The 22,581-nt window shown below is 45.7% G+C and carries 22 protein-coding genes; 21 read left to right on the top strand and 1 reads right to left on the bottom strand.

Annotated elements, in window-relative coordinates:
* Window positions 1-62 precede the first annotated feature (62 nt).
* The 19 genes from ISALK_RS05570 (at window position 63) to ISALK_RS05480 (ending at window position 19,467) form a co-directional block, all read left to right on the top strand.
* Entirely contained in the window at window positions 63-767 is a 705-nt protein-coding gene (locus ISALK_RS05570) for an ABC transporter ATP-binding protein (protein ID WP_160720002.1), read from the top strand.
* Window positions 751-1,572 carry a hypothetical protein gene (locus ISALK_RS05565; RefSeq protein ID WP_160720001.1) on the top strand — a complete coding sequence of 274 codons (822 nt, stop codon included), beginning with the start codon at window positions 751-753 and terminating at the stop codon, window positions 1,570-1,572. Before ISALK_RS05570 ends, ISALK_RS05565 begins: the two co-directional genes overlap by 17 nt.
* 140 nt (window positions 1,573-1,712) lie before the next feature.
* Window positions 1,713-2,531 (top strand): inositol monophosphatase family protein, encoded by an 819-nt coding sequence (locus ISALK_RS05560; RefSeq protein ID WP_160720000.1) that lies wholly within the window; start codon window positions 1,713-1,715, stop codon window positions 2,529-2,531.
* Window positions 2,532-2,577: 46 nt separating this feature from the next.
* Window positions 2,578-3,630, top strand: coding sequence for a threonine synthase (gene thrC, locus ISALK_RS05555; protein WP_371723589.1), 1,053 nt, complete (start codon window positions 2,578-2,580; stop codon window positions 3,628-3,630).
* A gap of 117 nt (window positions 3,631-3,747) precedes the next feature.
* On the top strand, window positions 3,748-4,332 hold the full coding sequence (locus ISALK_RS05550; RefSeq protein WP_160719999.1) for a GNAT family N-acetyltransferase: 585 nt from the start codon (window positions 3,748-3,750) through the stop codon (window positions 4,330-4,332).
* Window positions 4,333-4,387: 55 nt separating this feature from the next.
* Window positions 4,388-5,383 carry a homoserine kinase gene (gene thrB / locus ISALK_RS05545; protein ID WP_160719998.1) on the top strand — a complete coding sequence of 332 codons (996 nt, stop codon included), beginning with the start codon at window positions 4,388-4,390 and terminating at the stop codon, window positions 5,381-5,383.
* 129 nt (window positions 5,384-5,512) lie between these two features.
* Window positions 5,513-8,440 carry an insulinase family protein gene (locus ISALK_RS05540; protein WP_160719997.1) on the top strand — a complete coding sequence of 976 codons (2,928 nt, stop codon included), beginning with the start codon at window positions 5,513-5,515 and terminating at the stop codon, window positions 8,438-8,440.
* Between the two features lie 168 nt (window positions 8,441-8,608).
* Window positions 8,609-9,760: a THUMP domain-containing class I SAM-dependent RNA methyltransferase gene (locus tag ISALK_RS05535; RefSeq protein WP_160719996.1), complete on the top strand. Its 1,152-nt coding sequence runs from the start codon at window positions 8,609-8,611 to the stop codon at window positions 9,758-9,760.
* Between the two features lie 182 nt (window positions 9,761-9,942).
* Complete coding sequence (locus tag ISALK_RS05530) at window positions 9,943-11,124, top strand: sensor histidine kinase (RefSeq protein WP_160719994.1); 1,182 nt, start codon at window positions 9,943-9,945, stop codon at window positions 11,122-11,124.
* Window positions 11,105-11,782, top strand: a complete 678-nt coding sequence (locus ISALK_RS05525) for a response regulator (protein WP_160719992.1) — start codon at window positions 11,105-11,107, stop codon at window positions 11,780-11,782. The genes ISALK_RS05530 and ISALK_RS05525 overlap by 20 nt, the downstream gene beginning before the upstream one ends.
* A gap of 216 nt (window positions 11,783-11,998) precedes the next feature.
* Window positions 11,999-12,187, top strand: a complete 189-nt coding sequence (locus ISALK_RS05520; RefSeq protein WP_236660277.1) for a Flp family type IVb pilin — start codon at window positions 11,999-12,001, stop codon at window positions 12,185-12,187.
* Between the two features lie 157 nt (window positions 12,188-12,344).
* Window positions 12,345-12,734 (top strand): TadE/TadG family type IV pilus assembly protein, encoded by a 390-nt coding sequence (locus tag ISALK_RS05515; protein ID WP_371723585.1) that lies wholly within the window; start codon window positions 12,345-12,347, stop codon window positions 12,732-12,734.
* An 11-nt stretch (window positions 12,735-12,745) separates the two neighbouring features.
* Window positions 12,746-13,639, top strand: coding sequence for a TadE/TadG family type IV pilus assembly protein (locus ISALK_RS05510; protein WP_160719988.1), 894 nt, complete (start codon window positions 12,746-12,748; stop codon window positions 13,637-13,639).
* 10 nt (window positions 13,640-13,649) lie between these two features.
* Window positions 13,650-14,705, top strand: a complete 1,056-nt coding sequence (gene cpaB, locus ISALK_RS05505) for a Flp pilus assembly protein CpaB (RefSeq protein ID WP_160719986.1) — start codon at window positions 13,650-13,652, stop codon at window positions 14,703-14,705.
* A 14-nt stretch (window positions 14,706-14,719) separates the two neighbouring features.
* The gene (locus ISALK_RS05500; RefSeq protein ID WP_160719984.1) at window positions 14,720-15,871 is read left to right on the top strand and encodes a CpaE/TadZ family protein; all 1,152 of its coding nucleotides are present in this window, start codon (window positions 14,720-14,722) and stop codon (window positions 15,869-15,871) included.
* A 10-nt stretch (window positions 15,872-15,881) separates the two neighbouring features.
* The gene (locus ISALK_RS05495; protein ID WP_160719982.1) at window positions 15,882-17,210 is read left to right on the top strand and encodes a TadA family conjugal transfer-associated ATPase; all 1,329 of its coding nucleotides are present in this window, start codon (window positions 15,882-15,884) and stop codon (window positions 17,208-17,210) included.
* Between the two features lie 27 nt (window positions 17,211-17,237).
* Window positions 17,238-18,200 carry a type II secretion system F family protein gene (locus ISALK_RS05490; protein WP_160719980.1) on the top strand — a complete coding sequence of 321 codons (963 nt, stop codon included), beginning with the start codon at window positions 17,238-17,240 and terminating at the stop codon, window positions 18,198-18,200.
* 12 nt (window positions 18,201-18,212) lie between these two features.
* Window positions 18,213-19,136 carry a type II secretion system F family protein gene (locus ISALK_RS05485; protein WP_160719978.1) on the top strand — a complete coding sequence of 308 codons (924 nt, stop codon included), beginning with the start codon at window positions 18,213-18,215 and terminating at the stop codon, window positions 19,134-19,136.
* 1 nt (window position 19,137) lies between these two features.
* The gene (locus tag ISALK_RS05480) at window positions 19,138-19,467 is read left to right on the top strand and encodes a DUF192 domain-containing protein (RefSeq protein WP_160719976.1); all 330 of its coding nucleotides are present in this window, start codon (window positions 19,138-19,140) and stop codon (window positions 19,465-19,467) included.
* Window positions 19,468-19,579: 112 nt separating this feature from the next.
* Here ISALK_RS05480 and ISALK_RS05475 read toward each other — a convergent pair whose 3' ends face one another.
* Window positions 19,580-19,912, bottom strand: coding sequence for a hypothetical protein (locus ISALK_RS05475; RefSeq protein ID WP_160719974.1), 333 nt, complete (start codon window positions 19,910-19,912; stop codon window positions 19,580-19,582).
* A gap of 249 nt (window positions 19,913-20,161) precedes the next feature.
* On the opposite strand from ISALK_RS05475, the gene ISALK_RS05470 reads away from it, so the two are divergent.
* Both ISALK_RS05470 and tnpA read left to right on the top strand, forming a co-directional pair.
* Window positions 20,162-21,955: an LTA synthase family protein gene (locus ISALK_RS05470; protein WP_160719972.1), complete on the top strand. Its 1,794-nt coding sequence runs from the start codon at window positions 20,162-20,164 to the stop codon at window positions 21,953-21,955.
* Window positions 21,956-22,184: 229 nt separating this feature from the next.
* Window positions 22,185-22,581, top strand: a 397-nt coding sequence (gene tnpA, locus ISALK_RS05465) for an IS200/IS605 family transposase (protein ID WP_160719970.1), incomplete at its 3' end; no start/stop codon positions are given.

Here is a 22,581-nt window from a genome sequence, read left to right as displayed (position 1 = left end):
AAGAGAAAGAAAAAACCGCATGACAACAGAAAAATATTTCAAGGAAGAAGGGAGTGCTTTATATGATTCAGTTTAACAATGTAACGAAAAAATACGGAAAAACCCGGGCCCTGGATGATATCAGCCTAGATATCGGAAAAGGAAAAATTACGGGACTCCTGGGACCCAACGGCTCCGGCAAGACCACAATGATTAAATTAATTACGGATTTGAATAAGCCCAGCTCCGGGGAGGTTTTAATTGACCAAGAACCCATAACCCAAGAGGTGAAAAAACGGATAGCCTACTTGCCGGAAATCGATCATTTTTATCCCTGGATGAAAATAAAGGATGCGAAAAACTTTGTCAAAACCTTCTATGAGGACTGGGATGAAATTTTGTACGAGGAGCTGTTGGGATTTTTGGAACTGGATGAGAATATGGGGATTAAAAAGATTTCCAAAGGACAGCGGGCAAAGGCCAAGCTTCTTCTGGCCTTTTCAAGAAGAGCGGATATTATTTTGCTGGATGAACCCTTGTCGGGAATCGACATCTTCACCCGGGAAAAAATTATCGAAACCATGATTAAGGATTACCGGGAGGGAGAGCAGTCCATTGTGATCACCACCCATGAAATCAAAGAAATTGAACACGTCATTGATGATGCGGTGTTTTTAAAGCAGGGAAAAATCGTATTGCAGGGAGAGGTGGAAGCCCTCCGGGCAGAAAAAAATCTTTCCCTGGTAGAGCTGATGAAGGAGGTATACGGTGATGGAAAAGAATTCTAGCAGCAGATTATGGGCGATGTATAAAAAAGACGTGATGAACCTAAGGACGGAAAGCATTTTTATGCTGGCCTTCGTTCTGGGCATCAATGCTTTTGTTTATTATCAGGTGGTAACCACGGAGAGTACCCTGGGGGCAAGCGGCTATGGGGTTCTTAGTTCCATGGTGGTCTTCGGCGCCCTGTTTTTGGTATTTATCCGATCCTTCAGTCTGGTATCCTCGGAGTGGAAAGACAACACCCTTCATATGATTATGCCCCTACCCATCGGGGGCAATACCATTTTCTTCTCTAAGCTCTTAGCCATACTAACCCAAGCCTTTATTGTGGGGAGCATCAGTTTCGGCCTTACCCTGGGGGCGGTGTATATGATTTTGGAGTTGGAAGATGTTCAACAGATTTTTAATTTTTTAGCCATGGACAGCGGGGGATTGTTATCCTCAAACATAGCGGAAATTTTTAAGATGGCGGGATATGGTTTTATCAGTTTTGCAAGCTTGATTGTCATTGTGTTTTTCAGTTCCGTGGTGGGAAGAATGTTTACAAAGCTGTCGGGCTTGATCACCTTCGTGGTATTTATTTTGAGCAATGTCCTCCTTGGCCAAGCCACAAGACTGGTAGATTCCGTGGTGGACTTTGAACAAGGATCCCGGGTGATGTATTTAGGCGATCCCGGAGCACAGATGACAGGAAGCATGACCTTTATGGGGACCCCGGAGCTTCTTTTCGGTATCTTCTTTACGGTGGGGACTTCAGTACTTTTCTTTTTGGCCACCACCTATTTATACGAGAAAAAAGTGGAGCTGTAACTTATAGCAGGAAAGGGATAGATAGCAAAATATTGATAGGTAGCAAAAAATTGATAGATAGCAAGAACTTGATAGGGAGTACCGATAATCGGGTATCCTTATCACTAGGGAGCAATAGGAATCAGTAAGGAGGAAATTCTATGGAAAATATCGATAAAATGCTGGTGCACGGGGTGGAAGTCGTGAAAAAGGCGGGAGAGCCCCTAAGAGCGGGTGCGAAGAAAGACTTGAACTTCCAGCGCAAGGACCGGAACATCATGGATATTGTTACGGAATATGATCACAAAACCGAGAGATTTATTATCGAACAGATCCATAAACGGTTTCCCGGCCACGGTTTCATTGCGGAGGAGGGGGATCCGAAGGAACAGGGTTTTAAAAAATTCACCTGGGTGATCGACCCCATTGACGGGACCACTAATTTTGTAAACCTGGGAATGGATTTTGCCATTTCCGTAGCCCTGTATGTGGATCAAGAACCCTATGCGGGAATTGTATACGACGTGATGAAGGATGAGATGATGGTGGGGGTAAAAAACCAGGGGGTGTGGGTTAATGACCGGCCCTTTACCCGGAAAAAAACCTATGAAAAGTTGAATAATTCCATTTTGGAAATAAGTTTTTCCGCGGCCAAGGGCTTTCAGAAAAAGCATGGACTGGACGTAAAACCCCTGGTGGATGTGATCAGAGGACACCGGAACTATGGTGTGGCCTCACTGACCATAACAAAGGTGGCCAAGGGGGAGCTGGAGGGTTATATTTCCGGCAAGTTATTCTTATGGGATTATGCCGCAGCGGGAGTCATTTTAAGAGAGCTGGGAGGGGAGTTTATAGCCTACCCTGAAGAACAGCATCCCAAAGGCTATGAAATTGAAAACCCCTATAAACCCGTAAGTTATATCGGTGCCGTAAGCGAGAATATGCTGAAAAAAATTGTGAAAAAGCTTCAGGAAACATAATGTGGAATCCTTCTACAAGTAAAGTAGAAGCATGGGAAGGGAGCAGATGGAAATGTATTTGGGACTGTTGGAACAATATAAAAAGGAATTACCCATAACGGAAAACACTCCGATGGTGTCCTTGCAGGAAGGAAACACCCCCTTGATCTATGCCGGGGAAATTTCCAAAAGAGTGGGAGCGAAGGTATATTTGAAATATGAAGGGATGAATCCTACGGGATCTTTTAAGGACCGGGGCATGGTGATGGCGGTGGCTAAGGCCATGGAAGAGGGCTCGGAGGCCATTATCTGCGCCTCCACGGGAAACACCTCGGCCTCCGCTGCGGCCTATGCCGCAAGAAGCGGACTGAAATGTATCGTCCTGATTCCCGAGGGGAAAATTGCCCAGGGAAAGCTGGCCCAGGCCTACATGCATGGGGCAACGGTGATCAGTATTGAAGGGAACTTTGATAAGGCCTTGGAAATCGTCAAAAGCATCTCAAAAAAACATCCCATTACCCTGGTAAACAGTATCAATCCTTACCGTATCCAGGGACAGAAGACCGCGGCCTTTGAGGTATGCGACCAACTGGAAAAAGCCCCTGATTATTTAGCCATCCCCGTGGGGAATGCGGGTAATATCACCGCCTACTGGCAAGGGTTTAAAGAATACTACCGGCAGGGTTTGACGGATAAAAAACCAAGAATGCTGGGGTTTCAAGCGGAAGGGGCCAGTCCTATTGTGCAGGATGAAGCCGTCGAGCACCCCGAGACCATCGCCACCGCCATACGGATCGGAAACCCCGCCAGCTGGGAGAAGGCGAAAGAGGCCTTAAGAGAATCCCAGGGCATGATTGACAGTGTAAGCGATGAAGAAATAACCGAAGCCTATCATCTCTTAGCAAGGCAGGAAGGGGTTTTTGTGGAACCGGCCTCCGCCGCTTCCGTGGCGGGGCTGTTGAAAAACTATAAAAAACTGGGCCTTACCCAAGAGGATACCGTGGTTTGCGTGAATACGGGGAACGGATTGAAAGACCCGAACTATGCGATTTCCACCATCAAAGAAAAGCCCGAGGTGGTACCGGCCACAGAAAAAGAGATTTTAAAACGAATTTTATAGTAAGGAAAGGGAAGCGGCAAAAGGGTATCTGAAACAATGGGTGACGTCGAAAGACCCATCGGTTGTTGGAATATGGAAAGTAAAAAGGAATATGGAGAGTAAAAAGGAGGGGCTGAAATGGATACAGCGAAATATTTCCAGGAATTTCCCGTGCTGGAGTCAAAAAGACTGGTGCTAAGAGGGATCAAAAGCGAGGATGGAAAGGATCTTTATAAATATTACTCCGATGAGGAGGTAACCCAATATATGAATATCAACAGTCTTGATAGGGAAGAAGAAGCGAGAAAACTAATTGAAAAGATGCAGGGGCGATACGAAAAAGAAGAGATCCTTCCCTGGGGGATTACCTTCAAGGGAGAGGACCGTCTGATCGGAACCTGTTATTTATCGGATTTTTCCATGGGGTCCATGGCAACCCTGAGTTACGATTTATCGAAGCGACATTGGAACGTGGGAATTATGACCGAGAGTTTAAAACTGATTGCATCCTTCGCATTTTATCAGCTGGGTCTTCATCGTATTCAGTCCTTTGTTCATCCGGAAAATATCGCCTCCATTGAATTATTGGAAAAGCTGGACTTTACAAATGAAGGGTATTTAAGGCAGTATCAGTACCACTATGGTGAAAAAGACTTTCGAAACGTATTTATTTTTTCTTTGCTAAAAAAAGATTTTGAATGCGAGTCAATTTGTCCAGCGTAAACCCTCGGTCCCTAGGACATCGGTCTTCTTCAATGAAGGATAAAGGAGTGAAGTGATGGTTATTGTAAAGATTCCCGCAACCACCGCCAATCTGGGCCCCGGTTTCGACTGTTTAGGCTTGGCACTGAATTTATACAACTATGTATCCCTTGAAAAAAGCAAGGAATTTAAGATTGAGATCATGGGCGAGGGGAGAGAAGACATCTCCAAAGATCAAGGGAATATCGTTTATCAATGCATTCAAGCGGTGGTTAAAAAGGCTTATGAAAAGAAAGGATTTCAGGAGAGACGTAATAAAAGAAAGGAATATCAAAAGAACATATTTAAGAAAGAGGATTTTAAAACCCTTCATATTACCTTGACAAACAACATCCCGCCGGCCAGGGGGCTTGGGAGCTCCTCTTCGGCCTTGGTGGGCGGCGCTCTCGGGGCGAACTACCTACTGGGCAGTCCTCTTTCCCATGGGGAGCTGTTAAAAATCATGACGGAAATCGAAGGGCATCCTGACAATATTCTCCCCGCCCTATTCGGAGGGCTGCTGGTCAGTACTCAATTGGAGGATGGGGAAATTCTTTGGAGCAAAACGAAAGTGAATCCCCAGTGGCGCTACGTGGTAGTAATTCCGGATTTTCAATTAACCACTGATAAATCCCGATCGGCACTACCCAAAAACATTCCCTTTAAGGACGCCGCTTTTAATCTTGGAAGGATCAGTTTGGTCATGGAGGGCTTTTTAAAGGAGGACATCAGTCTTTTGGGAAAGGTAATGGATGACCGTATTCATGAACCCTACCGGAGGGAGTTGGTACCGGGGCTGAAGGAGATTTTAAAGACCCTTCGCAGAGAACGGTATCCTGTGGCCCTAAGCGGTGCGGGACCCACGGTTATGGCCATTGTTGAAAGTGAAGAAGAGGGGGAGGGCTTAGGCAAAAGAATGCAGGAGATCTTCTTGCAATATGAAGTGACCTCCTCAGTGAAGGTGCTGTCACCGAATAACAACGGGGCAGAGGTACTGTCCTCCACGGCGATTGAACCCTTAATTAAAAAGTAGGATGACAGAAACTCCGTCCCGCTGTCATCCCTGTCCCCTCTGGATAAGAAGGGAAAAGAATGATATAATGGGGGGAGAAAATCAAGGATAAGAAGGAAGAACCATCACTAGAAGGGAGCGGATGAAAATATGAAGCTAGAAGAAGGACAGATACTGCATGGATTTCAGTTGCAGGAAAAAGGAGCCGTAGAGGAGATCAACTCCGACGGTTATTTATTTGTGCATAAAAACAGTGGGGCGAAGCTTTATTACTTAGCCAACGACGATGATAACAAGGTGTTTTCCATCAGTTTTCGGACCCCGCCCACAGACAGCACCGGGTTGCCTCATATCTTAGAACACGCCGTACTGTGCGGTTCAAGGAAATTCAAAGCTAAGGATCCCTTTATCGAACTTGCTAAGGGATCGTTAAATACTTTTTTAAATGCCATGACCTTTTCCGATAAAACCATGTATCCCATTGCCAGTCAAAACCCTCAGGATTTTAAAAACCTGATGGATGTTTATTTGGATGCGGTGTTTTATCCGAATATCTACGAAGATCCCGACATCCTTCGACAGGAAGGCTGGTATCATGAATTGGAAAACCCTTCCGATGACATTAAATACAACGGCGTGGTCTACAACGAAATGAAAGGGGCTTTTTCTTCCCCGGATCAGATTTTATTTCGAAAAATTCAGGAGCATTTGTTTCCCGATAACATTTACGGCAACGAATCCGGAGGGGACCCGGATGTGATTCCCGAGCTGACCTATGAAGACTTTTTGGATTACCATCGAAAATTTTACCATCCCTCCAATGCCTATATTTATATCTACGGCAACGGAGACATAGAGGAGCATCTACAGTTCATTAATGAGGAGTACCTGAAGGATTTCGAAGGAAAGGAAATGGACTCGGCAATTTCCATACACCCGCCCTTTAACAGTCCCCGTCGGGTTACGGAGCCTTACCCGATTTCCGATCAGGAGAATGAGAAAAATAAAACCTACTTAAGTGTGAACTATGCCGTGGGCGACTCGAGGGATCCGGAGTTTTACCTGGCCTTTGATATCCTCAACCATATTTTGTTGGAATCTCCCGCAGCGCCGCTGAAAAAAGCCCTGCTGGATGCGGAGATCGGGGAGGATGTGTTAAGCTCCTATGATGAGAGTTTGTTGCAGCATAATTTCTCGGTCATTGTGAAGGGAGCCAATCCCGAGGAGGAAGATCGATTTCTAAACGTGGTCTATGGAAGCTTGGAAAAGATTATAGAGGAAGGCATCGATAAAAAACTAATCGAAGGGGCCATTAATGCCGCAGAGTTTGAGCTGCGGGAAGCGGATTACGGGCGATACCCCAAGGGGCTGATCTATGGAATTAAGACCATGGACACCTGGCTCTACGATGAACATCCCTCGGTACATCTTCAGTACGACAAGGTGTTTAAAACCATACGAAAAGCCCTGACCACGGACTATTTCGAAAAGATGATCGAAAAATATCTTCTCAACAACAACCATCAGGTAATCCTGACCTTAGTACCGGAAAAGGGTATGATTCAAAAGCGGGATGAAGAGGTTAAAAAAGAGCTGAGAAGTTATAAAGAGCAGTTAAGCGAGGAGGAACTGGACGCCCTGGTGCAGGAGACCAAAACCCTGAAGGAAAAACAGGCGGCCCCGGATTCCAAGGAAGACCTGGAATCGATTCCCCAGCTCTCCAGGGAGGATATTCGAAAGCGAACAGAAAAACTGCCCCGGGAAATTCGAAGTAATCTTGATATGAAGGTGTTGTATGCCGAGCACTATACGAATAAAATACTCTATACGGACATTGCCTTTGACCTAAGGGTAGTGCCTCAGGAATTGATCCCCTATGCGGCGCTTTTAGCAAAGCTTTTGGGAAGAGTGGCCACAAAGCACTACGGCTATGAAGATATTTCCAATGAAATGGAAATCTACACCGGGGGCATCGGCTTTCGAGTGGAGAACTTCGTGGACCGGAAAAAGGAAGGACAGTATTATCCGAAGATGATTGTCCAGGGCTCCGCCCTTCGGGATAAAAGCCGACGGCTGTTTGAACTTATGGGAGAGATTATGGAAAACACCACCTTCGAGAATAAAAAGCGGATTCGGGACATTATCAAGGAAATGAAGTCCCGCCTGGAAATGGTGATTCAATCGGAAGGGCATATGGTGGCGGTTAGACATTTAGGCGCCCACTATTCCGAGGCGGAAATGTTTATGGAGCAGTGCTCGGGCATCACCTTCTATAAATTCATCGCAGCATTGGACGAAGACTTTGAACAGCGATTTGAAGACCTGCAACAAAAACTGCAAAGAGTAAAGGCGCTGACCTTTAATAAGCAAAACGGTATTTTTGTTGTAACGGGAGACGGTGAAGACTATCAGGCCTTTGAGAAAAACTCCAAGGTTTTAGAAGAGCACTTAACCGACGAAGCACCGAAGCTTGTGGACTATCATTTCCCGCTGAAACAAAACAACATCGGCATCGCCACCTCTTCTAAGGTCCAGTATGTGGCCAAGGGCTATAACTTTAAGGAGCTGGGCTACGAATATACCGGCCATTTACAGGTGTTAAAAACCATCATCAGCTTAAATTATCTATGGAATAAAATCCGGATTGAAGGCGGGGCCTACGGGGCCATGACCAACTTCAGCAGAAACGGGAATATGTTCTTTACCTCCTACCGGGACCCTCATCTTAATAAAACCATTGATACCTATAATAAGGCCGAGGCCTATGTTCGAGACTTCGAAGCCGATGAGCGGGAGATGACCAAGTATATTCTTGGAACCATCAGTAAAGTGGACGCCCCCATGACTCCCTCCGCTAAGGGAGAAAAGGCGGCAACCCATTATTTCTGTAACATCACCCAGGAGGATTTGGAAAAAGAGCGGGAGGAAATCGTGACCACCACCGTGGAGGATCTCAGAGCCCAGGCGGATCTGATCCGGGATGTGATGGCAAAGGATTATCTCTGCGTCGTGGGGAATGAGCATAAGTTAGAGGAGAATAAGCATCTCTTTAATGAAATTGATGCCATTTTCAAGTAAGTAGCTTAGGAGAGCCGCTACAGCAAAGTCAGTTGGAGTAACGTCTAATGAAAGAAACGCATAAAGAAACGCATAAAGAAACGCATAATGAAAGAAACGTCAATCGAAGAAAAAGATAAAAAGCCCTGGGTCGATTCTATCCCGGGGCACAGGAAAGTAGGAAATTTTGTGGATAAGATACAATTAATCGCAACCGCAGCCTTCGGCTTAGAGGCCATTGTGGCAAGGGAAGTCAAGGCTTTGGGCTATGAAAAGGTGACCGTGGAAAACGGCAGGGTGATCTTTGAAGCGGATCCCTTAGGCATCGTACGGGCCAATCTGTGGCTTCGCAGTGCGGATCGGGTGCTCCTCAAAATCGGATCCTTTAAGGCCACCACCTTTGATGAGCTCTTTGAAAAAACCAAGGCCCTGGACTGGAGTCAGTGGATCCCCAAGGACGGAGAATTTCCCGTAACGGGAAAGTCCATTAACTCCAAGCTATTCAGTGTACCCGACTGTCAGGCCATCGTGAAAAAAGCCGTGGTGGAAAGTTTGAAAAAGGATTATAAGCTCAGTTGGTTTGAAGAAAAGCAGGGAATGTATAAAATTGAGGTGGCCCTGTTAAAGGATGAGGCTACCTTAACCATTGATACCAGCGGTCCCGGACTGCATAAACGGGGGTATAGAAGTCTTACCAGTCCGGCGCCGATTAAGGAAACCTTAGCGGCGGCCATCATTCAGTTAAGCTTTTGGGATCATGACCGGGCCCTGATTGACCCTATGTGCGGTTCCGGAACGATCCTCATTGAAGCGGGACTGATCGGCAAAAACATTGCTCCGGGAATTTACCGTAACTTTGCCGCAGAGGAATGGACCACCCTTGAAAAAGCTCTCTGGAATCAAGGGCGTAGGGAGGCCCATGACTTGGAGAAAAAGGACCGAAAACTTCGGATCCAGGGCTCCGATGTGGACGAAGAAGCCTTAAGTCTGGCAAGACACCATATTGACGAAGCCTTCTTAGAAGAGGATATCCACGTTCAAAAAAGAGATGTAGGGGAGATCAGCTCCCGCTTTGAGTACGGCTGCATCATCACCAACCCCCCTTATGGGGAGCGGCTTTCCCACAAAGCGGAGGTGGAAAGGCTGTACAAGAAGATGGGCAGAACCTTTGAAAACTTTTCTTCCTGGTCCAAGTACATCATTACCTCCAAGGAAGACTTTGAAAAGCATTACGGCAAAAAAGCGGATAAAAAGCGAAAGCTTTATAACGGTCGAATCAAAACCGACCTTTATCAGTACTTTGGTCCCCGGCCTCCCAGAAGGGAAGATCGGGCGAAGTAAGCAAGAACAGGTAAAAACGGATCAGCTCTAAGGGCTGATCCTTATTTTGTAAACCCCCTATGTCTAATTTCCCATGGTAATTGGAATATTCCATGGGTATAATATACTCTATAGAGAAACATCGATGAAGGTTTTGGGAACCCCCCCTTTTTCGAGGAATCCCTATGGATAGGAGAAAAATTATGAACCCAACCAATTTAGATTTTCAATCCATCAACAAAATCATAAAAAAAATCACCAGTGAAATGGGGAACAGTCGAAATTACATACTGGAAATCGTACAGAATATTCGAAGCGAACAGGAAAAACTGAAAAATGATTTGCTGAGTCTACAAAAGGAAACCAAAGAGGTCATTCAAGAGGTGGACGATCTGGAAAAGAAAGACAAGCTGATGCGAAAGAAACTTGCCCGGGTTTCCAGAGATTTTCACAAGCATAGCGAAGGGGATATCAAAGCCGCCTATGAAGCGGCTTCCCAAACCCGGATTGATTATGTAATCAAACAAAATAAAGAAAAAGAACTGAAAAAACGACGGAACGACCTGGAGCTGGCCCTGAAAAAATCCAGCCAAAATATCGAAAGCGCTGAGCGGGTCATCAATCAAATCAGTATTGCCCTGGGCTATCTAGAGGGGGATGTGATCGCCGCCTTAGGGGATGTGGACCAGACCTCGGAGATGTTTGTGGGGATTAAAATCCTGGAGGCCCAGGAAAATGAACGAAAGCGGATTGCCAGAGACGTCCACGACGGTCCCGCTCAGTACATGGCCAACGCCTCCATGAAGGTGGATGTCTGCAAAGTGATGCTACAGCGGGATTTGGACTCCGGTCTGGAAGAGCTGGGGGAGTTAAAGGAGAGCATTGCCCTCGCCTTAAAGGAAGTACGGGGGATTATTTTTAACCTGAGTCCCATGTCCCTGGAGGATTTAGGATTGAATGAAACCATTAAGGAAGCGGTCAAGTCCATCATACTCCAGTCGGGAATCCATATTAACCTGAAGTTAAAGCCCCTGAACGAAGAGGTGGAGCATATCATCCAAGTGGCGGTGTACCGGATCGTCCAGGAAGTCTTTAACAATATGATCAAGCATGCCAAAGCAAAGAAGGCGGAAGTGAAGCTGGATTACGGCACAAAGTATTTACGACTGGTGATATCCGATGACGGTGTGGGTTTTGATGTGGAGGAAACCTTAGACCGTGTAAAAAGCAGTGAAACCTCCTATGGACTGATCGGCATCTATGACCGGGTGGATCAGCTCCAGGGCACCGTAAATATCGAATCCACCCTGGGCCAGGGTACCGTATATACCGTAAAATTACCGATTAATCGAGGAGTGATTCGGGATGAGAGTGAAGGAAATTAAAATAATTATCGCCGATGATCATGACCTGATTCGCCAAGGGCTCAGAACCATTATCGGACTGGAAGAGGACATTAAAATTATTCGAGAAGTGGAAAACGGAAAGCTATTACTGGAGGGTCTGAACACCCATGAAGCCGATGTGGTGCTTCTTGATGTAAACATGCCTGTGATCAACGGTTTGGACAGTTTGAAAAAACTGAAGGAAAGCGATCCGAAAATAAAGGTAATCATGCTGACCATCGAACGCTTCGACTCCACCATCCGAAAAGCCATCGACATCGGCGCCGACGGTTATGTTTTAAAGGACTCCGCGGGCACCGAAATTGTGGAGGCCATTCGTACTGTATACGACGGAGAAAAATACATCGACAAATCCTTGGTCACCATGTTGTTTGATCAGATGACCACGAAAGACCATCAGGAGTCCAGTCTTTTGGACGCACTGAGTCGCCGGGAAGTGGAGGTGCTTCGGGAAATTGCAAGGGGCCGGGGAAATCGGGAAATCGGGGAAAATTTATTCATCTCGGAAAAAACCGTGAAAAACTACGCCACCGGTATTTTTCGAAAGCTAGGGGTTAAGGACCGGGTACAGGCCACCATACTGGCCATTGAAAACGATGTGGAAAGCTATTACCGAAAGCTTTACGGGGAAAAATAAGAAATCCATACATAAGAATGGAGAAATTATCCAGGGACCATGGTCCCTGTTTTTTTATGCCCTTTCTCCCCGGCACAAAAGGACCATTTGAATCTTATATGAAATCGCCTCCCGTACTATAATGGTTGTAACTTAAAAACAGCTTCGCTCATACGGACAGAAATTATAGGAGTACTTTATAAGCGCGAAAGCAAAAAAATCAAAGGAGGAATGAACATGTTAAAGCAAATGATGAATTTAGCAGTAATGCACTTAGGGAACAAGAAGGGGCAAGGAATGGTGGAATATGCATTGATTATCGGATTGGTAGCAGTGGTGCTGGTTGGAGCTTTGATATTACTTTCAGGTGGAATTGAAAATACATTTGATGCCATTATTGAGCACCTGCCAGGAGGAGAAGAATAATCAATACTCAATAAAAAGTTTTCTAAAGTCTAGTCGAATTTCTTAATCGGCCATAAGCTCTTACATCATAACACTACAAAAAATACATAAACAAGCTTCGCCGATGTAGAGGGGCCCTTAGGGGCCCTTTATTTCATCAAAGAACAGGAGGGATCAAGTGAAGGTACTGAAAAATCAAAAGGGACAGGCCATGGTGGAATTCGCGTTGATCCTTCCCATCCTGCTGCTGTTGGTAATGGGGATTGCGGAGTTCGGAATGATGTTTAATGCTTACCTCTCCGTGCAAAACGCCACCCGGGAAGGGGCGCGGATCGGTATTGTGGGCGCCACCGATGAAGAAATGGAGGAGCGGATTCTTTCCACCAGTCCTAGTCTTAGAGAGGAACGGATGGCAATTACCATTGAACCGGAAAATAATTCGAGGACCTCGGGAGAGACCCTGCGGGTACTGGTGAACTACGATTACCAAATGGTGGTACCCTTCATCAGTAATTTGCTCGGCGGAAACGTGAATCTCAGTGGAGAGTCCTCCATGCGAATCGAGTGAGGGGTGAAAATATGAAAAAACTGGACAATAAAGGAAGTGCGGCGATCCTGTTATCCATCTTCATGGTGGTGCTTCTGGGCTTTACGGCCTTAGTGGTGGATATCGGAATGGTTTATGCGGAGCGGACGAAGCTATCAAACGCCATAGACTCCGCGGTGTTGGCAGCAACCTTGGAACTGCCCAATCATCCCGAGGAAGCCAAGGCTGTGGCCCTGGAATACTTGGAAAAAAATAACGTGGATACCGAGGATACGGAGATTATTATCGGCGAAGATCATCGAAGCATCGAGATTACAGGGTTAAAGGAAGTAAAGCATTTCTTTGCACCGGTACTGGGAATCCTAAGCAGTGATACGGGAGCCGCAACAAAGGCGGTGATCGGACCGGCCAGTTCCGTAAGCGAGGGCGTGAGACCCTTTGCCGTAGAAAAATTTCCCTTTGAATACGGGGATGAGGTCATCCTAAAAGCCGGGGCCGGAGACGGATACCATGGAAACTATGGAGCCGCGGCCCTGGGAGGGACCGGGGCCAGCCGGTTTAAGGATAACTCCCTGTTCGGCTATGAGGGCACCATCTCCGTAGGAGACTTCATTGATACGGAACCGGGAAACATGGCCGGGGCCACCAGTGCCATTCGAAACTATATCAATGAAGAAAGTTCCAGTTTTGACAATTTCGAACGGGATTCCAAACGGCTTTGGACGATTCCCCTAGTGGATGATGTGGAACCTGAAGGTCGAGACGAACTATTGGTGGTAGGCTTTGGCCAGTTTTATGTAGAGGATGTGGCGAATGCGGGAGGCCATACGGAAATCACCGGACGATTTGTGGAGTTTGTCACCAATGCGACGATCGATCAGGACTTAGACAATACCGGCACCTACGGTGCAAAACTGACAAGATAGAGGTGGAATTATGAAAAGCACACAGCAAAAACTGATTTTAATCGCCTTTTTATTAGCGGTACTCACCGCTTCCCTGGGGTTTATGTATCTTAGAAGCTTAGAGGCCCCCCAAGCGGAAACCGAAAAAGTCGGGGTGTTGGTAGCGGCGGAGACGATCCCTCCAAGAACTCTGATTGAGGGAAGTATGATCAAGGAAATTGAAGTGGAGCATAACAGTTTATTTGCAAACTATATGAATCAACGGGAAGATATTGTGGGACAGTACTCCAAGGAGACCATTGTGGAAAATGAAGGGTTCTACCGGGAAAAACTGGTGGATGAAAGCCACAGCGAACTCAGCCTTCGAATTCCGGAAAACCACCGGGCGCTGTCCATCGGGGTAACGGGAGGATCGGGGGTGGCCCATTTAATTAAAGCCGGGGACTTTGTGGATGTAGTGGTCTATATCGGAGAAAGGGAAGAGGATGAAGAAACCATTAATCCCGAGATGGCAAAAATGTTTTTACAGCGATTGGAAGTCCTGGCCATCGATAAGCAAATGAATCGGGAGGAAGGAAGTAACGGGTCAGAAGTTCCCGGAGGTTTTTTACTGACCTTGGCGGTGCCCGTGGATCAAGTGGAGATCATGGTACTGGCGGAAAATGTGGGAAGCATCGATGTGGCCCTCCGTCCCTTAGAGGATGAAGATATGCCTGATACTGAAGGGGCCCAGTGGGAGCAGTTAAGCATCAACCACAAAGGGGTGTTCCTGGGAGAGGATGAAAAAGCGGAAACCGATCAAGGCCCGGAAGAAGCGGACTCGGAAGAAGAGAAAGGCGAAGAGGAAGAGGAAGACCAAGAAAATTCCGGGGATGAAGATAACACCGGGGACTCGGGTCAAGAGGAAGATTCTCCGGAAGAGGAATACAGCTATTACCGGGTAAAGCGGGGGGATACTCTGTTTAGTATTGCCCGGGAAGTTTACGGAGATCACAGAAAATACCAACTGATTGAAGAAGCTAATGATATTGAAAACCGAAGTTTGATAGTTACCGGACGGGTGTTAAAAATACCGGCAGCAGACTAGCAAGGGGCGATCATATGGAAAAGATAAAAATTTTAATAGCCGATGATGTGGAAGATATCGTCAATGTGGTGAAAAAAACCTTAAGTTTGGAAGCCGACACTTTTGAAGTGGTGGGATCCGCAGGGAACGGTCAGGAAGCCCTGGACCTGATTCCAACGGTAAAGCCGGATATTGTCCTGATGGACATTAATATGCCGGTACTAAATGGCCTGGAGGCCACGGAACAAATTACCAAGGAGTACCCCGGGGTTGCGGTAATCATGATGTCGGTGCAAGGCGAGGCGGAGTACTTGAAAAAAGCCATGTTTCACGGGGCCAAGGAATTTATCATCAAGCCTTTTAACTATGAGGGACTGGTGGAGACCATCAAAACCACCCATCAGAGGCACCGGGAAATGCAAAAAAACATTGTGCCTAAGGAAGAAAAGGAAAGGGAAGGAAAGCTCCTGACCTACTTCAGTTCCAAAGGAGGGGTGGGAAAGTCTATTTTATCCTTAAACAGTGCCATTACCCTCAGTCAGGAGAAAAATCAAAAAGTCCTGCTGCTGGATTTGGACCTGCAGTTCAGCGATATTTCCATTTTAGTCAATAAGTACAACGAGCAAACAATTTTGGATCTGGTGGATGAGGGACAGCTGAACACCCATCAGGAAATCGAGCCCTATCTCTATGAATATAATGAAAACCTGGATATGCTCTTTGCCCCGGGGAAGCCGGAAGCGGCGGAGTATATCAGTAAAGCCAGCATTGAAAGAATCCTAAAGACTCTCAAACCGAAGTATGACATCATCATTGTGGATACGGGGATTAATTTTGATGACAATACCCTATATATTCTGGACCATGCAGAGCGAATTTTCTTTGTGTCCACCATGGAGATCGCCTCGTTGAAAAATACGAAGCTGGGGCTGAATGTTATGGAGTCCCTGGGTTACGATCAAAACAAAGTAAAACTGGTCATCAATCGATACAACACCAAATTCGGCGTCAGTAAAGGGGATGTGGAGGCGGTGTTTAAAGACGGGATTTACGCCATGATTCCCGACGAGGAAAAAATCGTCAGTCTTTCCGTAAACCGGGGAGAACCCTTTGCGGGCAAAGGAAGACTGGGAAAAACGAAAATCGAAAAAGCCATCGAAGCCATGTGCAACGGCATTTTAGAATAGAGGTGAAAAAATGTCCTTGATTAAACGATTGGAAGAAAAACCGGCGGAAAAGAAACTGCCGAAAAATCAGGAGCCCCAAATAGACCCCTACGTAGAACTGAAGATGAAGATTCAAAACCGGGTCATTGAAGATTTGGACATTGACTTTAATGATATTGCGGACTCCAATGAAGAGCTAAAGGAAGAAATTAACGGCATTTTATATAAACATATTGAAGAAGAATCTCTAAATATGACCACCCATCAAAAGCGAAAGATCAAAGAGGAACTGTTGGATGAGATTATCGGTTTCGGACCGATCACGGGACTCCTTGCCGATGAGCAGGTTACGGAAATCATGGTAAACAGCGCCGATAAGGTTTACGTGGAGCGTAGCGGAAAGCTTACCCTAAGCGATGCAAAATTTAAAAATGATAACCACGTCCTCCATGTGATCAAAAAAATCGTGGCCCCCATCGGAAGACGGATCGATGAAAGCTCTCCCATGGTGGACGCGAGACTTCCTAACGGGTCTCGGGTAAATGCCATCATTCCTCCCCTGGCCATTGACGGCCCTTCCATTACCATACGGAAGTTTGCCGAGGACCCCTTTAAAGTGGATGACCTGATCAATTTTACCACCTTGAATACGAAAATGGCGGAACTGCTTCGCATTTGTATCGAAGGACGGCTGAACGTGGTAGTATCCGGCGGTACCGGGAGCGGAAAAACCACCACCTTAAACGTACTGTCCAACTTCATTCCCCATGATGAGCGGATTGTGACCATCGAGGATGCGGCGGAGCTTCAGCTCCCCCAGGATCATGTGGTACGCCTGGAAAGTCGGCCGTCGAATCTGGAAGGAAAAGGAGAGATTGCCATTCGGGATTTGGTCAAGAACTCCCTGCGTATGCGGCCGGACCGGATCATCGTTGGAGAGGTTCGTTCCGGGGAGGCTCTGGACATGCTCCAGGCCATGAACACCGGTCATGACGGGTCTCTAACCACGGGCCATGCCAACTCCCCAAGGGATATGCTCTCAAGAATTGAGACCATGGTGCTGATGTCGGGAATGAATCTTCCCATTCGGGCCATTCGGGATCAAGCGGCCTCGGCCATCGATTTGATCGTGCAACAGTCCAGACTGATGGACGGCAGCCGAAAGATTACCCACATTACCGAAGTCCAGGGAATGGAAGGGGATGTGATTATTCTTCAGGACATCTATGTTTTTCAGCAGCAGGGTTTGGATAATAAGGGAAAAGTGAAGGGAGAGTTTGTCTCCACGGGGATCATGCCGAAATTTGTTAAACGATTGAAAGAGCAGGGGATCAATATTCCCACGGACTTATTATCTTAAGAAAAATAAAAACCGAAGGTGATAATAATGCTATACCTGATAACCCTAACTACATTTCTTTCCACCTGGATCTTTGGCATTGCCCTGCTTTTCATGATTTTTAATCGGGAGCGGCCCATCGATCGATTGAAGAATTTAGAATACCGGCCGAAGGAAAAAAAGAATAAGGAAAAAAGTCGCCAGGAAAAAACCGGGATGATTAAACTACTGTCCGGTTTGGTGCCAAGCTTTCAATGGAACCGGAAAAAAGCCAAGGCAACGGAGTGGGAACTGGTGAAAGCGGATATTCCCATGACCTTAGAAGAGCTTTTCATCATCAAGCTCCTCTCCTCCGCAATTTTGGGATTTTTCATTCATGTCATCCTGCGAAGTCCCGGGGCAACCCTTTTGATCATGATTTTGATCTGGAATACTCCGAAGCTTATTATTCACCGTAAGAAAAAGGCTCGGATCAAAGAGTTTGATCATTACCTAACCGACGGCATCAATATTCTGGTAAACTCCTTAAAGGCGGGGTACTCCTTTTTACAGTCTATTGCCGTGGTAACCAAAGAAACCAAGGGTCCTTTCGCCAAAGAGTTTAATAAGCTCTTAAAGGAAATGAGCCTGGGGATCTCCGAGGAGGAAGCCCTGAAAAACTTAATGGAAAGAATGGAATCCGAAGACCTTCGCCTTATGATGAATGCGATTTTAATCCAAAAGGATATCGGGGGAAATTTAGCGGAAATCCTGGATAACATATCCGAGACCATACGCTCAAGACAGGCCATTCGAAACGAAGTGAAGACCTTAACCGCTCAGGGAAAACTCTCAGGGGTGATCGTAACCCTGCTTCCGATTTTGCTGGGGATTGCGATTTACGCCTTAAATCCCGAGTATATGAGTACGCTTTTCACCGAGACCTTAGGACTGGTAATGGTAGGCGGCGCGGTAATCAGTCAGCTGATGGGGATTATGTTTATTCGAAAAATCATCAATATTGATCTATAGGAGGGGTTCGGGATGCTATATATGATCGTCATTATTTTATTCTTATCCACATTCTTAATGATTTACGGATTACTATTGATCATTGGGAAGAAGCGGTTAAACATCGAAAAAAGGATCCATGAGATCCAGGATGACGGCGTTCAAGGAAAAGAAGATCGGGAAAACAAGTCCTTTATGGAAAGAATGCTTAAGCCCGTTTATCAAGGGATTACCCGGATGATGGTACGGACCACCCCCTCTAAAAACATAGAAAATTTTCAGCGGAAACTGGAATCCGCCGGGCTTTTGAAAAACGGAACCAAGGAAAAGTGGTTATATATTAAGGGCATGCTGATGCTGATTGTGGCCTCCTCTCTAGGAGCCCTGGTCTACACAGAATCGGAAAATGTGATCGCTGCCTTTCTGATGTTTTTATTCATGCTTCTTTTTGTAAACGTCTTTTTCAACTTCTTCCTCTCAAGAAAAGTGACCGCCCGTCGAGAGCGAATTCTGCGGGACCTTCCCTATACCTTAGATCTGATTACCGTCAGTGTGGAAGCGGGTCTTTCCTTTGACGGCGCCATGGCCCGGGTGGTATCCAATATTCAGGGGGATCTTTGCGATGAGTTCGGGAAAAGTTTAAAGGAAATTCGAATGGGTATTGAACGGAAAGTGGCTCTAAGAAACATGAGCAACCGCTGCGAAGTAGAGGAGCTTTCCATGTTCATCACCTCCATTATTCAAGCCGATGAGCTTGGGGTAAGTCTTGGAAAAGTGCTTCGCATCGAGTCCGACAATCTTAGGGAGCACCGTAAACAGGTGGTTCGGGAAAAGGCCATGAAGGCCCCGGTAAAGATGCTGTTTCCCTTGGTGTTTTTTATCTTTCCCGCAATTTTCATTATCATCCTGGGGCCTGTGGTGATTCAAATGATGGAAATGTTTGCAGGAGGTCTGTAAGATGGAAAAAACGATCAACATTACCATTAACAAAACCCTGGAGGTCCATGTGGCCGATACCTTCAAAAGAAGATTTCTGGGTTATATGTTTCAACGGGAACCGAAGCATGAGTCCCTGTTGATTCAACCCTGCAACAGCGTACATACTTTCTTTATGCACTTTCCCATCGATGTCTTGTTTCTGAATGCGGAAAAAGTAATTATTAAACGGGAACTATCCTTGCAACCGGGGAAAGTTATCTTCCCGGTAAAGGGAGCTAAAATGGTGTTGGAAGCAGCCGCAGGAACCTTTGAAGATTACCATGTGGATGAACGACTGGAAATAAAGTAAGCCGCTAAAGAAAACTCTTTAGCGGCTTTTGTGTACCAGGGGGTCGGACCCTGTGGTACATTTTTCATTTTTTGTACCACCGGGTCCGACCCCCTGGTACACTTTTTATAAATTATTCCTGCTGTGAAGAATAATTTTTTATAGTTTTCCGGTAATCATTGCTGGGGTTGATCAGTTCCATAATATATTCCATCCGCTCGCCCCGCTGGGTTTTAGAAGTGACTTTCCCCATCATATTGTAGGGAACCTGCTCAAAGCGAAACAGGAAGGTGTAAATATCTCCTACTTGCAGAAGATCTTCCGTAGAAGCGATCACAAGCTCTAAGGTGGAGACATGGGTGACCAGAAACGCTCCATGGATTTTCTTTTGGTTCACGGCATCATCGATGTGGTCAATATGATAGTAATATCTCTTTTTCGGCGATATAACAGCTTCATTCTTCATTAGAGAAAGCCTCCTTCAGGGGGAATAACAGAATCGGAAAGCGTATAGGTATATTTAATTATAGTATATCATTTATTAAGGCGCTTTGCGAAGGGGGCCAAAGCAAACTTGCTGATTGAAAAAAGTTCTCAAGGATGATAAAATTAAAATAAAAGAAAAAATATGCAAATTAATTTCACTTTAATTTCAGTTTAATTTTTCAATCGAATAAAAGGCAAAAGAAACTTACAGAAACTGAGGTGTACCATCATGAATGCTCCCCATCGATATTTATGGAAGATCAGTTTGATTATGATTTTACCTATTTTACTTAGTGAATACCTTTTTCGAACGGAAATCGCCTCCGTGGCGACTTGGTTAATCAACCATCCCTTTATGTTTTTATTGAACCTCGCGGTACTGGTGGGGTTAACGTTGTTTTTTGCCTTTTTATTTCGGCGGTTGGATGTCAGCGTTTGGTTTGTACTCATGTTCAGTGTCATTATCGGGATCGTCAATGCCAATAAATTCAGTTTGAGAAGTGTGCCCTTTATGCTCAATGATTTTTTCCTATTACGGGAACTTTGGGTATTGCTGCCGGAATTCTGGACGATAAGATGGGTATTTTTGGCCCTGTTTAAAATCCCGGTGGTTATCGGTGCCTTTTTCCTTGTGAGAAAATGGTTAGGAGCCATTCCTTTTAAGGAAATCAAAAAACACGTTGGGATCTCCTTTGTATTCTGTCTCGGACTGATCGTAATCGGAAATGGCATTTATGCAGAAAGTCATAGCCCCTGGGAGCTGGGATTCATATATTCCCTTCCCCGATCCATCGGGTATCAAGAGGTGGTAAGACCCGTGGGCTGGGATGAAATCGAAGAGCAAATAGCCTCCGAGGAAGAAAGTTCCGAAGAGGGGGACCGGGAAAAAGCCGTCAAGGAAGAAGACCCGAATGTGATTATCATCATGAGCGAATCCTTCTGGGATGTGAAGGAACTGGATGTGGAGTACTCGCAAAATCCCATTGCATATTTTGACAGTTTAAAGGAGGAAAGTATTCATGGGGATATCTATGTTCCGGTGTTTGGAGGAGGAACGGCGAACTCCGAGTTTGAAGTTCTAACGGGGCTTACCTTGAAGAACTATCCCAATGACTGGCATATGGTGTACCGGGAGGAAATAGACTATCGACTGCCCTCTTTGGCTTCTGTTTTCCGGGAAGCGGGGTACCAAACCAAGGCCCTTCATCCTTACCATTCCTGGTATTATGAACGGGAAGAAGTCTACCCCCGGCTGGGTTTCCAGGAAACCAAGTTTAAAGAGGATCTGGAAGGGGCCGAAACCTTAGGACCCTTTATTTCCGATGAAGTGATAACCGATGAGCTGATTAAACAACTGAAATCTACGGAGGAACCGGTTTTCAGTTTCACTGTTACCATGCAAAACCATGGACCCTATAACGAAAGAAGAAATCCCCCGGTCATAGATTTTGAGACGGACCTGGAAGACCAAGAGGAGGAAATGTTACAAATTTTTACCGATGGAACCTACCACTCGGACCAGGCCTTAAAAAGATTAGTGGAGTTCTTAAGAGACTGGGAGGAACCTACTCTGCTATTGTTTTTCAGCGATCATCTGCCCATGCTCGGGGATAATTATAGTATTTATCGGGATTTGGGACTGATAGGAGAGGAAACACCGGAAGAACTTCAGGACGATCTGAGACTTCACACGGTTCCCTATATACTATGGTCGAATTATTCCGATGAAGAACAGGAAAAACCCTTGAAAAATGCATCTTTTCTAAGCCCCCTAATTCTTGAAGAAGCCAATACGGAAAAACCCCAGCATATGGAGGCCATATCCGGAATTCATCAGCGGGCCCCCTTAATAACCAACAGCTATCTGAAAGATCCCCAGGGGAATCGATACGATCAGGAAACGGAAGAATACCGGGAAGTCCTGAGTTTATACGGCAGTATTCGAGATCAGCTGGTATATGAGGCGAAACATCTCCGGGGCATACCGAATTCCAATAAAGAGATTAATCGAATACGACAATAATGAGATGGGAGTTCTGCATCAAACAATCCCGGCAATAAAAAAAGAAAAAAGAGAAGACCGAGGTCTTCTCTTTTTTCTTTGAGTTTAACCGCAATGCCGAGAAGTCTCCCTCCTCTTAGCCTTCCTTACTCACAAAGTGAGCGCGTAGGTGGGAGATGAATCGGTGGTTTTGAGCTTGAAAAATGGGTATAAATAGATCAGTAGATTATACCTAAACGAGGTGAGAATCATGCAGTTGGATAGCAATAAACATTCAGTGTTTCTGATGAATTATCATCTGGTATTGGTCAGCAAATATCGACGCAAAGTCTTTGATGGGAAAGTTTCAGAACGAGCAAAAGAAATTTTTTCTTATATAGCACCGAACTACAATATCACACTAGTGGAATGGAATCATGATCAAGACCATGTTCATATTCTTTTCAGAGGGCATCCCAACAGTGAACTTTCGAAGTTTATCAACGCCTATAAAAGCGCTAGTTCAAGACTTTTGAAAAAAGAGTATCCTGCCATAGGAAGTAAACTTTGGAAAGACCATTTTTGGTCAAGGAGTTACTGTTTACTTACAACCGGAGGAGCCCCGTTGGAGGTTATAAAAAACTATATTGAAAGCCAGGGGGAAAAGT

Origin of the sequence: Isachenkonia alkalipeptolytica (assembly GCF_009910325.1) — a bacterium.
Taxonomy (GTDB): domain Bacteria; phylum Bacillota; class Clostridia; order Peptostreptococcales; family T1SED10-28; genus Isachenkonia; species Isachenkonia alkalipeptolytica.
The sequence above is the reverse complement of the archived record's forward strand: the minus strand, read 5'-3'. Positions and strand labels throughout refer to the sequence as shown.

What these genes read in the sequence shown, in the direction of transcription:
- ISALK_RS05570 (WP_160720002.1), top strand. Translation starts at nt 63, where the DNA reads ATGATTCAGTTTAACAATGTAACGAAAAAATACGGAAAAACCCGGGCC.
- ISALK_RS05565 (WP_160720001.1), top strand. Translation starts at nt 751, where the DNA reads ATGGAAAAGAATTCTAGCAGCAGATTATGGGCGATGTATAAAAAAGAC.
- ISALK_RS05560 (WP_160720000.1), top strand. Translation starts at nt 1,713, where the DNA reads ATGGAAAATATCGATAAAATGCTGGTGCACGGGGTGGAAGTCGTGAAA.
- thrC (WP_371723589.1), top strand. Translation starts at nt 2,578, where the DNA reads ATGGAAATGTATTTGGGACTGTTGGAACAATATAAAAAGGAATTACCC.
- ISALK_RS05550 (WP_160719999.1), top strand. Translation starts at nt 3,748, where the DNA reads ATGGATACAGCGAAATATTTCCAGGAATTTCCCGTGCTGGAGTCAAAA.
- thrB (WP_160719998.1), top strand. Translation starts at nt 4,388, where the DNA reads ATGGTTATTGTAAAGATTCCCGCAACCACCGCCAATCTGGGCCCCGGT.
- ISALK_RS05540 (WP_160719997.1), top strand. Translation starts at nt 5,513, where the DNA reads ATGAAGCTAGAAGAAGGACAGATACTGCATGGATTTCAGTTGCAGGAA.
- ISALK_RS05530 (WP_160719994.1), top strand. Translation starts at nt 9,943, where the DNA reads ATGAACCCAACCAATTTAGATTTTCAATCCATCAACAAAATCATAAAA.
- ISALK_RS05525 (WP_160719992.1), top strand. Translation starts at nt 11,105, where the DNA reads ATGAGAGTGAAGGAAATTAAAATAATTATCGCCGATGATCATGACCTG.
- ISALK_RS05520 (WP_236660277.1), top strand. Translation starts at nt 11,999, where the DNA reads ATGTTAAAGCAAATGATGAATTTAGCAGTAATGCACTTAGGGAACAAG.
- ISALK_RS05510 (WP_160719988.1), top strand. Translation starts at nt 12,746, where the DNA reads ATGAAAAAACTGGACAATAAAGGAAGTGCGGCGATCCTGTTATCCATC.
- cpaB (WP_160719986.1), top strand. Translation starts at nt 13,650, where the DNA reads ATGAAAAGCACACAGCAAAAACTGATTTTAATCGCCTTTTTATTAGCG.
- ISALK_RS05500 (WP_160719984.1), top strand. Translation starts at nt 14,720, where the DNA reads ATGGAAAAGATAAAAATTTTAATAGCCGATGATGTGGAAGATATCGTC.
- ISALK_RS05495 (WP_160719982.1), top strand. Translation starts at nt 15,882, where the DNA reads ATGTCCTTGATTAAACGATTGGAAGAAAAACCGGCGGAAAAGAAACTG.
- ISALK_RS05490 (WP_160719980.1), top strand. Translation starts at nt 17,238, where the DNA reads ATGCTATACCTGATAACCCTAACTACATTTCTTTCCACCTGGATCTTT.
- ISALK_RS05485 (WP_160719978.1), top strand. Translation starts at nt 18,213, where the DNA reads ATGCTATATATGATCGTCATTATTTTATTCTTATCCACATTCTTAATG.
- ISALK_RS05480 (WP_160719976.1), top strand. Translation starts at nt 19,138, where the DNA reads ATGGAAAAAACGATCAACATTACCATTAACAAAACCCTGGAGGTCCAT.
- ISALK_RS05475 (WP_160719974.1), bottom strand. Translation starts at nt 19,912, where the DNA reads ATGAAGAATGAAGCTGTTATATCGCCGAAAAAGAGATATTACTATCAT.
- ISALK_RS05470 (WP_160719972.1), top strand. Translation starts at nt 20,162, where the DNA reads ATGAATGCTCCCCATCGATATTTATGGAAGATCAGTTTGATTATGATT.